This window comes from Anaerocolumna sp. AGMB13025 (genome assembly GCF_029689925.1).
Classification (GTDB): domain Bacteria; phylum Bacillota; class Clostridia; order Lachnospirales; family Lachnospiraceae; genus Anaerocolumna.
In genome coordinates this window covers 3,535,821-3,550,996 of record NZ_CP121445.1, presented here as the reverse complement: position 1 = coordinate 3,550,996, position 15,176 = coordinate 3,535,821, and the positions used below count along the sequence as shown (strand labels likewise).

13 protein-coding genes are annotated in these 15,176 nt (G+C 37.2%); all 13 read left to right on the top strand.

Translation table 11 applies throughout. From position 1 onward, the window contains the following. The first annotated feature begins 201 nt into the window (after window positions 1-201). The 13 genes from plsX (at window position 202) to QA584_RS14495 (ending at window position 15,155) form a co-directional block, all read left to right on the top strand. Window positions 202-1,209 carry a phosphate acyltransferase PlsX gene (plsX, locus tag QA584_RS14555; RefSeq protein WP_278269764.1) on the top strand — a complete coding sequence of 336 codons (1,008 nt, stop codon included), beginning with the start codon at window positions 202-204 and terminating at the stop codon, window positions 1,207-1,209. Between the two features lie 21 nt (window positions 1,210-1,230). Continuing rightward, window positions 1,231-1,464 carry an acyl carrier protein gene (gene acpP / locus QA584_RS14550; protein WP_278269763.1) on the top strand — a complete coding sequence of 78 codons (234 nt, stop codon included), beginning with the start codon at window positions 1,231-1,233 and terminating at the stop codon, window positions 1,462-1,464. 100 nt (window positions 1,465-1,564) lie between these two features. Then, window positions 1,565-2,296, top strand: coding sequence for a ribonuclease III (rnc, locus tag QA584_RS14545; protein WP_278269762.1), 732 nt, complete (start codon window positions 1,565-1,567; stop codon window positions 2,294-2,296). Further along, the gene (smc, locus tag QA584_RS14540; RefSeq protein ID WP_278269760.1) at window positions 2,296-5,856 is read left to right on the top strand and encodes a chromosome segregation protein SMC; all 3,561 of its coding nucleotides are present in this window, start codon (window positions 2,296-2,298) and stop codon (window positions 5,854-5,856) included. The genes rnc and smc overlap by 1 nt, the downstream gene beginning before the upstream one ends. Before the next feature lie 16 nt (window positions 5,857-5,872). Beyond that, window positions 5,873-6,796, top strand: coding sequence for a signal recognition particle-docking protein FtsY (gene ftsY / locus QA584_RS14535; RefSeq protein ID WP_278269759.1), 924 nt, complete (start codon window positions 5,873-5,875; stop codon window positions 6,794-6,796). Between the two features lie 16 nt (window positions 6,797-6,812). Beyond that, window positions 6,813-8,033 carry a threonine ammonia-lyase gene (gene ilvA, locus QA584_RS14530; protein ID WP_278269758.1) on the top strand — a complete coding sequence of 407 codons (1,221 nt, stop codon included), beginning with the start codon at window positions 6,813-6,815 and terminating at the stop codon, window positions 8,031-8,033. 471 nt (window positions 8,034-8,504) lie between these two features. Next, window positions 8,505-9,488 (top strand): GNAT family N-acetyltransferase, encoded by a 984-nt coding sequence (locus tag QA584_RS14525; protein WP_278269756.1) that lies wholly within the window; start codon window positions 8,505-8,507, stop codon window positions 9,486-9,488. Window positions 9,489-9,554: 66 nt separating this feature from the next. After that, complete coding sequence (locus QA584_RS14520) at window positions 9,555-10,118, top strand: nitroreductase family protein (RefSeq protein WP_278269755.1); 564 nt, start codon at window positions 9,555-9,557, stop codon at window positions 10,116-10,118. 708 nt (window positions 10,119-10,826) lie between these two features. Beyond that, a complete protein-coding gene (gene recA / locus QA584_RS14515) occupies window positions 10,827-11,867 on the top strand; it encodes a recombinase RecA (RefSeq protein ID WP_278269754.1) in 1,041 nt (346 codons plus the stop codon). Window positions 11,868-12,001: 134 nt separating this feature from the next. Beyond that, entirely contained in the window at window positions 12,002-12,592 is a 591-nt protein-coding gene (locus QA584_RS14510) for a regulatory protein RecX (RefSeq protein ID WP_278269753.1), read from the top strand. Between the two features lie 162 nt (window positions 12,593-12,754). Next, window positions 12,755-14,188, top strand: coding sequence for an acyl-CoA carboxylase subunit beta (locus QA584_RS14505; RefSeq protein WP_278269752.1), 1,434 nt, complete (start codon window positions 12,755-12,757; stop codon window positions 14,186-14,188). 52 nt (window positions 14,189-14,240) lie between these two features. Beyond that, a complete protein-coding gene (locus QA584_RS14500; protein ID WP_278269751.1) occupies window positions 14,241-14,654 on the top strand; it encodes an OadG family protein in 414 nt (137 codons plus the stop codon). A 93-nt stretch (window positions 14,655-14,747) separates the two neighbouring features. Next, entirely contained in the window at window positions 14,748-15,155 is a 408-nt protein-coding gene (locus QA584_RS14495; RefSeq protein ID WP_278269750.1) for an acetyl-CoA carboxylase biotin carboxyl carrier protein subunit, read from the top strand. Window positions 15,156-15,176: the final 21 nt, after the last annotated feature.

Genomic DNA, 15,176 nt, shown 5'->3' with positions numbered 1-15,176 from the left:
AGTTAATACTGACTTTGGAATATCACTTTTTTTCATAATTTGTGGTTGATTTTTATAATAATATCTAGTATATTGTGTATAGATACTGACAGGGAGTCTTATAGATTGGTTTAAGTTGGAAAAATTACTTACAAAAATCATATATTATAGGGTCTTAAATGAATCAGTATAATGTAATTATAGCGCAGATGGGGGCAGGCTATGGACAAAAGTGTAAGAGTTGCAGTTGATGCAATGGGTGGAGATCATGCTCCAGGTGAGATTGTAAAAGGTGCTGTGGAAGCAGTAAACGAAAGACAGGATATCAAAGTTCTGCTGGTAGGCAAAGAAGCGGTTATTAACGATGAATTAAAGAAATATACCTATGATAAGGACCACTTAGTTGTCGTGAATGCCGATGATGTCATAACCAATGATGAGGCACCAGTTATGGCTATCCGTCGTAAGAAGGATTCATCAATTGTAGTAGCCTTGAATCTTGTTAAAAACGGTGAAGCGGATGCTTTTGTTTCTGCCGGAAGTACAGGTGCAGTTTTAGTTGGAGGGCAGTTTATCGTAGGAAGGATTAAAGGGGTTGAAAGGCCACCGTTAGCTCCATTGCTCCCCACAATGAATGGAGTATCCTTGTTAATAGACTGTGGGGCTAACGTTGATGCAAGACCGGCTCATTTAGTTCAGTTTGCTAAGATGGGATCCATTTACATGGAACATGTAATAGGTATTAAGAATCCAAGAGTAGCGATTGTGAATATTGGGACCGAAGAGGAAAAAGGTAATATGCTGGTTAAGGAGACTTTCCCGCTCCTTAAAAATTGCAATGATATTAATTTTATTGGCAGCATTGAAGCCAGAGAGATACCAAATGGAGCAGCAGATGTTATTGTCTGTGAGGCTTTTGTAGGCAATGTTATCTTAAAGCTCTATGAAGGTCTGGGCGGTGCGTTAATCTCCAAAATCAAAGAGGGATTAGTGAGTACCACCAAAAGCAAACTTGGTGCGTTGTTATGTAAGCCTGCATTAAAAGAAACATTAAAAACCTTTGATGCCTCGCAGTACGGCGGTGCCCCGCTATTAGGTTTGAATGGACTGGTAGTTAAGACCCATGGGAATTCCAAGAGTTCTGAAGTTAAGAATTCTATCATTCAGTGTATTACATTCACAGAACAGCAAATAAACGAAAAAATAAGAATGAATATTCAAGAAGAATAAAGGTAAAGAAAGGTGATCATAATGGAATTTGAAAAATTACAAAAAATTATTAGTGAAGTATTAAACGTAGAAGAGGATGAAATCACAATGGAAACTACATTCGTAGATGACTTAGGTGCTGATTCCTTAGATCTCTTCCAAATCATCATGGGAATTGAAGAAGAATTTGATATTGAAATTGCCAATGAAGAAGCTGAGAATATTGTTACTGTCGGAGACGCGGTAGATCAAATCAAAAATGCACTTAACCAATAAGTAAACTTACTTATTAAGCCCTTTCAATAGGGCCTTGCTCTTGAATCTCAAGAGCTTTGCCTTTTTGAAAGGGTTTTTCATATCCGAAGGGAGGAAGCTTATGAATCGAACGGATGAAGCTGGATTAGAGAAATTAAAGGCTTTTGAAGAAACACTAAATTACAAATTCCGGGACAGAAAAATTTTAAAACATGCTTTAACCCATAGCTCCTATGCCAATGAAAAACGAATGAATAAGCTTGATAACAATGAAAGGCTTGAATTTTTAGGAGATGCGGTTTTAGAGCTGGTAACCAGTGAGTACCTGTTCACTAAGAATTCCAAGATGCCGGAAGGGGATTTAACGAAATTAAGAGCCAGGCTTGTTTGTGAACAGACATTAGCGGCCTGTGCCAGGGATATTAATGTCGGTAGGTATATCCTGCTTGGTAAAGGGGAATCGGCAACAGGAGGCAGTGAGAGATTATCTATTCTGTCTGATGCGATGGAAGCAATCATTGGTGCTATATATTTAGACGGTGGTTTTACTAATGCAAAAGAGTTCATCCGTAACTTTATCTTAGCAGATGTGGAGAATAAAAAACTCTTTTTCGATAGCAAGACTATCTTACAGGAAATTATCCAAAGTGAATACAAAGAACAACTGTCCTACGAGTTAATTAAAGAAGAAGGACCGGATCATAACAAACAGTTTACGGTAGTTGCTCTTGTAAATGATACACAGCTTGGCATTGGTGTGGGGCGGACAAAAAAAGCCGCAGAACAGGAAGCCGCATATCAGTCCATTCTTAAAATGAATAAGAAAAAATCCATACTGTCGGGGGAAAAATAATGTATTTAAAAAGCATTGAAGTTCATGGCTTTAAATCTTTTGCCAATAAAATAACATTTGAGTTTCACGATGGTATTACAGGAATAGTTGGACCTAACGGCAGCGGTAAGAGCAATGTGGCTGATGCAGTCCGCTGGGTACTTGGCGAACAAAGTGCAAAGCAGCTAAGAGGCGCCAAAATGGAGGATATTATATTCTCTGGTACAGAAACCAGAAAAGCAATGGGGTATGCGTTCGTTGCAATCACACTTAACAATTCCGATCATAAGCTGCCGATTGAATTTGATGAAGTAACTGTTGCAAGACGGGTATACCGGTCCGGCGAAAGTGAATACTTAATTAACGGCAATGGCTGCAGACTGAGGGATGTACAGGAATTATTCTTAGACACCGGTATCGGTAAGGAGGGATACTCCATAATCGGTCAGGGTCAGATTGATAAAATCTTAAGCGGTAAGCCGGAGGACCGAAGAGAACTCTTTGACGAGGCAGCCGGAATCGTTAAGTTTAAAAAGAGAAAACTGACGGCGGAGAAGAATCTGGAGGAAGAAAAGCAGAACCTCTACCGTATTAATGATATTCTTACAGAAATTGAAAAACAGATTGGTCCCTTAGAACAGCAATCCATCGTAGCCAAAGAATATCTTAAGCTGCGGGATGAATTAAGAATTCTGGAAGTGAATATGTTTCTTTTAGAAAATGAAAAAATGGAAGAAGCAAAGAAACAGATAGAAGAAAAACTTAAAATTGCCCAGGACTCCCTGTTACATGCAAATAAAAGTTATGAAAATACCAAGGAAGAATATGATAGATTAGAATTGCAGATAGAAAGCAGCAATGAGGAACTGGAGCAGCATAAAAATTCTTTAAGTGAATGTAAACTGGCAAAAGAAAAACATGAAGGTGAAATCAAGGTATTAAATGAACAGATCCTTTCAGTGAAGCAGAATGACAAACACTACCAGTCAAGAATCCAGGCAATCGCAGAGGATATCAAAGTCAGAAAAGAAGAACAGGAAGGCTATATTTCAGAAAAGCGCGATATTGATGCCAGACTTGACTTAATGGATGATGAACAAACGGCCGTTACAGAGGAACTTGAGAAAATCCGCATGAATATATCCAATTTCACCAAACAAATTGAAGCCTGTAATGGTGAAATCTTTGAATTTCTTAGTGAAAATTCAACAATCAAAACGAATCTGCAGCGGTATGAAACCATATTGGAACAAAATAATATCAAAAAAGTGGAATTAAACCAGAAGCTCTTACGCAATAAAAGCGAAGAAGCTATTATTGATATTACGATAAAAGAGCAGGAAGATATACTTCATCAACTCGAGAATCAAATCGGTGTGGTTAATAAAGAGAATATAATGATAGAAGCTTCATTAAAGGATTTACAGGAGGAGATAGATCACTTAACCAGACAGATGACCGGTAAACAGCAGGAATACCATCAGGAGCGATCAAGACTGGAATCCTTAAAAAACCTAACCGAGCGCTATGAAGGTTATGGTAACAGTATTAAAAAAGTAATGGAGAAAAAAGATAGCCAGGCAGGTATAATTGGTGTTGTAGCTGATATTATAAAGGTAGAACCGAAATACGAAACTGCTATCGAAACTGCCCTCGGGGGCAATATCCAGAATATCGTTACCGATCATGAAGAAACTGCTAAGAATTTAATCGAGTATTTAAAAAAGAATAAATTTGGCCGAGCAACCTTTTTGCCGTTAACCAGTGTTACCGGAAAGGAAGTAAGCGGTCAGGACAGGTATTTATCAGAAGAAGGGGTATTAGGTCTTGCCAATACCTTAGTGGATACAGAAAGCAGATTTGACGGTCTGATGAGAAACCTTCTTGGCAGAAGCATAGTGGTAGATCATATTGATCATGCACTTAAACTATCAAAGAAATACAATTACTCCCTTCGTATCGTAACCCTGGATGGTGAATTATTAAATCCCGGTGGTTCCTTATCAGGTGGTGCATATAGGAATACCAGCAACTTATTAAGCCGCAGACGTGAAATAGAAGAACTGGAGAATCTGGTACGTAATTTAGAAACTGGTATCGAAGAACTGAATATAGAAAAAGAAAGTAAAAAGAATGATAAAAATACTGCAAGAGGGCAGCTTGATAATAATAAAGTCATTTTACAGGAAGTTTATTTAAAGCAGAATACGGTAAAGATGAGCCTTGCACAGGAGTCTAAGAAGAAATCAGACGGTAGGGCAATTTACGAAGAATTTACAAATGAAATAAAAGAAATTGAAAAACAAAGTATAGAATTAAATATAAATATTGAAAAACTTAATAATTCCCTTCATCAGAATGAGTCCAAAAGTAAAGAAAATGAAGCAAAGATTGAAGAAATCAACCACTTGCTGGATTCAGAAAAAGTACAAGAGAATAAACTGATCGAAAAAGGGGCTTCTATCCGTATTGATTTCTCCGCATTAGAGCAGAAAAGTCAAAATACCCTGGAACATATACAACGTATTAAACGTGAACTGGAAAAACTCTTTGAAGAAGAAACGAACCTGAGTGCCGGTAAGCAGGATGCGGCAAAACAGGTCAGTGAAAAACTGCAGCAGATTAAGGATACAGAAACGAAAATTGAGCATTATTCCAAACAGACGGCGTTATTTGAGAATAAAATCAATGAATTAAACTTACTAAAAGAAGAAATTACAAAAGAACATAAAAGTTTCTTCCAGAGAAGAGAAGACTTAAGCCGCGAAATAAGCGAACTCGATAAGGAATGCTTCCGTTTAACAAATCAATTGGAAAAATTAACGGAGCAGTATGATGAAAAAATTAATTATATCTGGGAAGAATATGAACTTACTCCACACTCTGCGTTGGAACTAAAAACAGAATCCATTGATAATATGCCTCAGGCAAAGAAAAACATTGCTGATATTAAAAGCAGGATGAAGAATTTAGGTGATGTGAATGTCAACGCCATAGAAGATTTTAAAAACTTATCCGAGCGGTATATATTCCTAAAAAGTCAAAGAGATGATTTACTTAAAGCAGAAGAGACTTTAATGGGTATTATTAAGGAACTGGATGAAGAGATGCGTAAGCAGTTTGAAGAGAAGTTTCATTCAATCCGCCAGCAGTTTGATGCTGTCTTCAAAGAATTATTCGGCGGTGGTAAAGCTACTTTAGAACTTACGGAAGAGGAAGATATTTTGGAAGCCGGTATCATTATTACCTCACAGCCTCCAGGCAAAAAACTGCAGAATATGATGCAGCTCTCCGGCGGTGAAAAGGCACTGACAGCAATTGCACTATTATTTGCAATACAGAATTTAAAACCTTCACCTTTTTGTCTTCTGGATGAAATAGAAGCTGCCTTAGACGATTCCAATGTTAAACGCTATGCAAAATATCTACATAAATTAACAAAAGATACCCAGTTCATAATTATTACTCATAGAAGAGGTACTATGGCTGCGGCGGACATTCTTTATGGAATTACGATGCAGGAAAAAGGTGTATCGACGCTGGTATCGGTTAATTTAATAGAAAATGATTTAGATAAATAGTAACAGGAGGGACACAATGGGAGAAACAAAGAAAGGTTTTTTTAGTAAATTAGTTGCAGGCTTATCCAAAACAAGAAATAATATCGTTGCAGGAATTGAATCAATATTTAACGGATTCTCTAATATAGACGATGAATTTTACGAAGAACTGGAAGAAATTTTAATTATGGCTGATTTGGGTATTAATACGACAGGAGCTATAATCGAAGATTTAAAAAGAAAAGTAAAAGAGCAGAAGATCAAAGAACCCAAAGAATGCAAGGATTTATTAATTCAAAGCATTATGGATCAAATGAAAGTAAGTGAGACTGCCTATGAATTTGAAAACCGTAAATCAATCGTGCTCTTAATTGGTGTAAATGGAGTTGGCAAAACAACTTCCGTAGGAAAACTGGCAGGTCAGCTAAAAGATAAGGGTAAAAAAACCTTGGTTGCGGCTGCCGATACCTTCCGTGCCGCGGCAATCGAACAGTTAACCGAATGGGCGAACCGTGCCGGTGTAGAGATTATAGCTCAACAGGAGGGTTCTGATCCTGCAGCAGTAATTTATGATGCAGTGGTTGCGGCCAAAGCCCGTAACACGGATGTTTTAATCTGTGATACTGCCGGAAGGCTTCATAATAAGAAGAACTTAATGGAAGAATTAAAGAAAATTGACCGGGTCATTACAAGGGAATACCCAGAGGCTTACCGTGAAACCTTAGTAGTGCTAGATGGTACCACCGGTCAGAATGCACTTGCTCAGGCCAAGCAATTTAGTGAAGTAGCGGAGATCACCGGTATTATTTTAACGAAATTAGATGGTACAGCAAAAGGCGGCATCGCTATCGCAATACAATCCGAACTAGGCATTCCGGTAAAATATATTGGAATTGGGGAACATATTGATGACTTACAGAAATTCAACGCTGAAGATTTTGTAAACGCGCTGTTCAACTAAAAGGAGACGAAAGATTATGATGACATTGGAGAAATTTGAAGAAGCTGCAGAACTGGTCAAAAAGGTAACATTAAGAACGAAGCTGATTTATAGTGATTATTTTTCAGATTCTACCGGTAACAAAGTATATCTGAAACCGGAAAATATGCAGTTTACAGGAGCCTATAAGGTACGCGGAGCTTATTATAAAATCAGCACGCTGTCGGAAGAAGAACGAAATAAAGGCTTAATTACTGCCTCTGCGGGTAATCATGCTCAGGGAGTTGCCTATGCCGCCAAGATGTATAACGCCAAAGCTGTCATTGTAATGCCGACAACTACCCCCTTAATTAAAGTTAACAGAACGAAAGGCTATGGTGCTGAGGTAATACTTAAGGGAGATGTTTATGATGATGCCTGTCAGTATGCCCTTAAACTGGCCGAAGAAAAAGGTTACACTTTTATCCATCCTTTTGATGATGAAGTAGTATCTACCGGACAGGGTACTATTGCCATGGAAATCTTTCAGGAACTTCCCACCGTTGATATGATTCTTGTACCAATCGGCGGAGGCGGATTAGCAGCGGGAGTTTCCACTTTAGCAAAATTATTAAACCCCAATATCAAAGTAATCGGTGTTGAACCCATGGGTGCAAACTGTATGCAGGAATCTCTAAAGGCAGGTCATGTTACGACCTTACATAGCGTAGAAACCATAGCAGACGGTACTGCTGTTAAAACTCCGGGTTCCACTATCTTTCCCTATATACAAAAAAACATTGATGATGTCCTTGTAATTGATGACCATGAACTTATCGTGAGCTTTTTAGATATGATCGAAAATCATAAAATGGTAGTAGAGAACTCTGGGTTATTAACAGTTGCAGCCTTAAAGCACTTAGACTGCAAAAATAAAAAGGTTGTATCCATTTTAAGCGGCGGCAATATGGATGTTATCACGGTATCCTCCATTGTTCAGCACGGACTGATTCAAAGAGGACGTATATTTACCGTATCCGTACTCCTTCCTGACAGACCAGGGGAATTAGTCAATGTTGCCAATGTAATTGCAGCAAATCAAGGCAATGTCATCCGTCTGGATCACAACCAGTTTGTAAGCATTAACAGAAATAGCGCAGTTGAATTAACCATCACCATGGAAGCCTTTGGACATGAACATAAGGATACGATTGTGAAAGCTTTAAAGGATAAAGGGTATAATCCTAAGATTGTTCAGCCTAAGAATACTTACCGATAAAAAAGTAATGATCTATAACTGAAAATCCCTCTTTATCGATAGAAACGCAAATATAAATAGTTATAATAATCATAATAAGTAATCGAAGTTTAAATTAATTTGAGATTATACCATCGTTTGTTTTCTTGAACTAAGAGACAGGCGATGGTATTTTTTAACGCGGATGAAAGGTACCTATATAGAAAGGTAACCTATATAGAAAGGTAACTTATTTAGAAATAATAACGGAAAACATTTTATTTTTAACTTGTATATCCCGGTTGTTTCTGGTAGAATATTACTAAATCTTTTAATAAAGGAGTTGATTAAATTATGGCAGAAATGAATATGGTGATCTTTCAATAATTTAATAAGTGGGTACACGAAAACATGTAGGTTTTTGGTACTCATGAATAACCCCTTTGTAAATACTGTTGAAACAGGACTTGCCAATGGGCAAGTTTTTTTGTGCAAAAAAATAGGAGGAATAATATGGAATTTAGAAATGCAGAGCAGGATTATGTTACAGAAGCACTTACTCTGGCACTAAGGGAATACAGCATGGAATGCACAAAGTGCCCGCAGCTGATGCAAACAAATTTTAAAACTGAGCTGAGAGAAATATTAAAAGAGCTATTTAGCAGCAAATATGGGAAAGTAGCGGTGGAAAATGGGAAAGTAATTGGATATTTGGTATTTAGCGGACCTTGGGATGGATTCTTTGGCAATGCGAAAGGTGTGTATTCACCCTTAGGGGGCAGTGCGTTTGCAGGTGGGAATCGAAATAAGCTTGCCTCAAAATTATTAGAAGCTGTTGCTGCTGATATCATTGCGGACGGTGTGAGCAGTTTGGCTTTAACCAGATATGCTCACGACGAAGAGGTGGGAAATTCTTTCATAATGAATGGCTTTGGAATCCGCTGCAGTGATGCTGTTATGAAACTGAACCCGCGTAACAAAATTAGTGATATAAATGGAACTATTACGTTTAAGGAACTTATCAAAGAAGGAAAACGGGAAATAACAGGGCTGTACCGGGAGCTTATCAGGCATTTATCCGCAGCACCTATATTTTTTCCCATGGACTTAAGCAGAACCGAGCATTGGTTTTTAGAGGACGGAATCCGGGTTATTGCAGCATTAGAAAAGGGTAAAATCATAGGCTATATGGCCTTTACAGGCAGCGGTGAGACCTTCATTTCAGAATGCAGAAATATGTATAATATTTGTGGTGCATATGTGGAAAAAGAATACCGGAACCAAGAAATCGCACAGCAGCTTTTGGAATATATCTGCGGCATATCGGAAGAAGAAGGGATGGAATATCTTGGTGTGGATTGTGAGACGTTAAACCCAACTGCCCTGAGGTTCTGGGGAAAATATTTTGATAATTATACCTACAGCTATGCCAGAAGAATCGATGAGAGAATCATTGGTTATGACGAATATCTTAAGAAAGAATGGATTAATAAATAATAAGATAGTTTCATGAATCGATCAGGAATCAGTAAAGCAAGATCAAACATAAGGAGTACTGGAGTTATGGATGCATTAGAAGCAATATTTAAAAGGAGAAGTATTAGAAGTTTCAAAGATATAGAATTGGAAAATGAACGAATCATACAGCTATTGAAGGCAGGAACCTCTGCACCTACGGCTGTTAATGCGCAGCCCTGGGAATTTGTAGTGGTAACAGAGAAGGCTATATTGAAACAGTTGCGTGAAAAGCTGGTATTTGCCAGATATGAAGCACCATGTTCCATAGTTGTCTGCGGCAATATGAAACTGGCTTTAAAGGGGCAGGAAAAAGACTTGTGGATTGAGGACTGCAGTGCAGCTACGGAAAATATGCTGATTGCGGCTACCAGTATTGGATTGGGATCTTTGTGGATCGGCATTTATCCCGTTGCAAGCCGGATGAGTACGGTTAGAAGAATATTAAATATGCCTGAGGAGGTCATACCGCTTAATATGGTATATTTTGGCTACCCTAATGAAATAAAAGAAGGAAGAACAAGATATGATGAAAAACATATTTACTGGCAGACTTATGAGCCTGACAGGAAACACAAAACCAAGCATAAGCCAGTAATTGGTCATTATTAAGTAAATCAGGTCTGTCATAACATATAGTTTAAGTTTCTAAAACCCTTCAATATGAAAGTAAAATGTTTTGATAGACCTGATATATAGTGCTGTTGTGTTTACCGACAAAACTAGAGCATCGTTTTTAATTACTGGTCCGTTATACTTGTCTGAACTTCTGCATTATAATAAAGACATGAAAAGAAAATAAAAGGAAAGTAAAAGTAAAGATTTACAGTTATTGTATCTTCTGTTATAATGATATTGTCTTTATATTCTGATAATACCCATCAACAACTTCTGTTAAGTCGATATCCTCCTTTTAGAAATCCATTTTATTTTATTATTGTTTTTTGCTATTCTGACTATTATATCGAAAGTTGAAAAGTATAGATAATCTAAAGTATGGGAAATTTTAAAGTATGGAAATTTGCCGGAATAGGGAGTAGGTTGATCTAAAAGTCATAATATATAAAATTGTCATACAGAGTGTTATAAGTTAATGAAAAAGCAATGTGGGATAAACAGAAAATGAGAGAACACCGAAATCTCTCCAGATGTAATTTGATATGGTTTTAATAAACGGCTTAACAAAGTCAATTCGAATATGTTTAAATAAGATAGCAAATCAATATGTGAACAAGATGACAATTCATTATTGACAAAAAGTATGTAATAAGTTATTATAATAATAAGAACATAAGTTCGTGAATGAAAAGGAGATTGAATATGTCAAGGGAAGATAAAACAAGAGCATTAGAATCCGCATTAGCGCAGATAGAGAAGCAATACGGTAAAGGTTCCATAATGAAATTAGGTGATACGGCCGCTCATATGAATATTGAGACAGTTCCTACCGGTTCCATCAGTCTGGATATTGCTTTGGGTCTTGGAGGTGTTCCAAAGGGAAGAATAATTGAAATCTACGGACCGGAATCCAGTGGTAAAACAACAGTAGCATTACATATGGTTGCAGAAGTTCAAAAACGTGGAGGTATAGCTGGTTTTATTGACGCAGAACATGCGCTTGATCCGGTATATGCCAAGAATATCGGTGTTGATATTGACAATTTATATATATCCCAGCCTGATAACGGTGAGCAGGCATTAGAAATCACCGAAACCATGGTTCGTTCGGGAGCTGTAGACATTATTATTGTTGACTCGGTAGCTGCTTTGGTTCCCAAGGCAGAAATTGATGGAGATATGGGCGATTCCCATGTAGGTTTGCAGGCAAGGTTAATGTCACAGGCCTTAAGAAAGTTAACTGCAGTAATCAGCAAGTCTAACTGCATTGTTATATTTATCAACCAGTTACGTGAAAAAGTAGGTGTCATGTTTGGTAATCCTGAGACAACAACAGGAGGCCGGGCCCTTAAGTTTTATTCTTCCATACGTCTGGATGTACGAAGGATTGAATCATTAAAGCAAGGCGGAGACATAATAGGTAACAGGACCAGAATCAAAGTCGTTAAGAATAAGATTGCACCTCCCTTTAAAGAAGCGGAATTTGACATTATGTTCGGGCAGGGTATTTCCAGAGAAGGCGATGTACTGGATCTGGCAGCCAATGAGAATATTATAATTAAAAGCGGAGCCTGGTATGCGTATAATGATGCTAAAATTGGACAAGGCCGTGAGAATGCCAAGACTTACTTAAAAGATAATCCGGAAATCTTTGCAGAAGTTGAAACAAAAGTTCGTGAGAAATTTAATATTACGGATGATCTTGTTGATTTTTCCAAGAGTACGGAAGAAAACAATAAATGATAAGTAATTAACTTATTATAAAACTTAGCGGGTATTCTGCTAAGTTTTATTTTATGATAAGGATATAACAGATGAGTATTCGAAGAAAAAACTGAACTATAATATGATAGCCAATATTTAAGGAGAAGGCAGTTATGATAATTACAAAAATTGAGAAACTAGATAAAGGAAAGGTTAAAGTATATATTGATCAAGAATTTAAATTCTGTCTTTATGAAAAGGATCTTAAAATTCACCAGATAAAAGAAGATGCAGAAATTTCAGAGATGGTTTATCGGGATATCTATAACAATACGGTATTGCGTAGGGCAAAGCAAAAAGCACTGGCAGTTTTAAAGTTTATGGACCGCACAGAAGCAGAACTTATCCTAAAATTAAAGCAGGCCGATTATACAGATCCTATTATTTCCGATGTGCTTACCTATATAAACAGCTATCATTATATAGATGATGAGAGGTATGCGTCCAGCTACATACGTTCAAAAAAAGATATAAAAAGTAAACGACAGATTTATGCGGAACTGGTTCAAAAGGGAATTGATAAAGGGAATATTGACCAGGCTTTCAGTGAAGAATATGATAATGAGGAGTCCGCAATACTAAGAGCTGTTGCTAAAAAGTCAAAATCAGTGAAAGACATGACCTATGAAGAAAAAACCAAACTAATTGCCAGTTTATATCGAAAAGGTTTTCAGTTAGATTTAATTAAAAAAATAATTGATTAAATTCAAATCTTGTTGAAAAATACTATTGCTAATTATTAAAATATAATTAAAAATGAAGTTTTATGCATCTCAGTATTGAAATTTTACCAAAAAAGGAATATACTTATAATTGGCAGAAAATTTGATTTTAATATCACAAAATAGAAAAACGGAGGGCAGAAAATGAATACGACAGCGCAATTGTCAGCAAGAGAAAGAATAAACTCTTTGCTTGACGACAATAGTTTTGTTGAAGTTGGTGCACTAATAACTAGAAGAAGTACCGACTTTAATCTGCAGCAGAAAGAAGCACCTGCTGATGGAGTTATTACCGGTTATGGGGTTATTGATGGTAATCTGGTATATGTATACTGTCAAGACAAATCCATACTAAACGGTACCATCGGAGAAATGCACGCTAAAAAAATTGCATATATTTATGATTTAGCACTTAAGGTAGGAGCACCGGTCATTGGTATCATTGACTGTGCAGGTTTAAGACTGCAAGAAGCAACAGATGCATTAAATGGATTTGGAGAAATCTATTTGAAACAGACTTTGGCATCTGGAGTTATTCCACAGATTACAGCAGTACTTGGTACTTGTGGTGGTGGAGCAGCGGTTTTAACTTCCTTAAGTGATTTTTCATTTATGACTAAATCAAACGCTAAATTATTTGTTAATTCTCCTAATGCATTAGAGAGTAATTATACTTCCAAACTAGATACTGCTTCTGCAGATTTCCAGGCTAAAGCAGGAACTGTGGATTTCGTTTTAGAAGATGATTCAGCTGTTCTTACTAAGATCAGAGAATTAGTTACCATATTACCATCTAATAATGAAGATGACGCATCTTACGATGAATGCGAAGATGATTTAAACAGATTAGTACCTGAAATCACTGGATTTATAGCCGATTCTGCAGCTGCTTTAAGAGCTGTTTCAGATAATAATTATTTTCTTGAAGTAAAGGCTGAATATGCCAAAGAAATGGTTACCGGATTTATCCGTCTTAATGGAATGACGGTAGGCGCTATTGCCAACAGAACCGAAATACTGGATGCTGAGGGTAAGGTTTCTGAGAAGTTTGATGGAACATTAACTACTGCTGGCTGCTATAAAGCTGAAAAGTTTGTTCAGATATGTGACTCCTATAATATTCCTGTTTTGACCTTAACCAATGTTACCGGATATAAAGCAACGGTTAACGAAGAAAAATCCATTGGTATAGCAACAGCAAAGTTAACCTATGCATTTGCCAATGCGACTGTACCAAAAGTTAATGTAATTGTTGGAAAAGCTTACGGAAGTGCTTATCTTACTATGAATTCCAAGCATATCGGCGCGGATTTGGTATTAGCCGTTGAAGGCGCAGAGATTGGTATGATGGATGCGAAATTAGCTGCACAGATTATGTATGATAAGGAACCTGAAGTAGTTGAAGCAAAAGCTTCCGAATATGCAGAACTTCAGTCCAGTGCTGTAGCGGCAGCCAAGAGAGGCTATGTTGACAGTATCATCGATGCAGCAGCTACTAGAAAACATTTAATCTATGCATATGAGATGTTATTTACAAAGAGAGAAAGCCGTCCCAGTAAAAAACACGGCACTGTATAGTAAATTACATCCCTGATATATACTTGCGCATAAGCGCAGATGGGAGCAAACTATGAATTTATTACATTCAGGATATAGTAATATCGTATTGGCAGCGAATGGCGATTCAAGTTTTGCGGATAGTATTCCCCAGCCATTGTTGAATATTTTAATAGGTTTAGGAATTATATTTGCTGCAATCGTTTTCATCGCTGGCCTGATTTATATAATAAAGTCAATTTCAAATTTATCGAATAACAAACCGAATGACACAGTATCAGGTTTTACAGGTGCCGTTAATAATGGGTCGAATACCGCTGTAAATACTGGTAATGACGCTGTAGTGGAAGAAGAACTGGTTGACGATTTGGAATTAGTAGCGGTTATAACAGCTGCAATCATGGCATCTATGGGTAAGGAAGCTCCTGCGGATGGATTAGTTGTAAGATCTATAAGGAAAGTTAATAAAAGATGGCAGAATGCATAATAAGATTTAGTTAATTTACTACTGTTTTTGATTATTAATATAGTTACCTTGTAAATGAGGGCATTTACAAGAGGCACAAGGAGGAAATATATCATGAAGAATTACACAATTACCGTCAATGGAACAGCATATGAAGTAACAGTGGAAGAAAATACAGGAAGTTCTTTTCAGGCGGCAGCACCGAAAGCAGCGCCTGTAGCAACACCGAAAACAGCACCCGCAGCAGCACCGGCCGCAAAAGCTGAAGCACCTGCAGCAGCACCTGCAGCAAAAGGCGGAGCTGCCGGCAATATCAAAGTAAATGCACCTATGCCTGGTAAAATTATAGCTATTAAGGCAAACGTAGGACAAACCGTAAAACGTGGTGATGTTCTTTTAATCTTAGAAGCTATGAAGATGGAAAATGAAATAGTAGCTCCTGATAACGGTACCATTGCAAGCATTAACGTATCCGCTGGTGATATGGTTGAATCCAGTACATTATTAGCTACTTTAAACTAATCAAATAAAAGTGACTTAAAT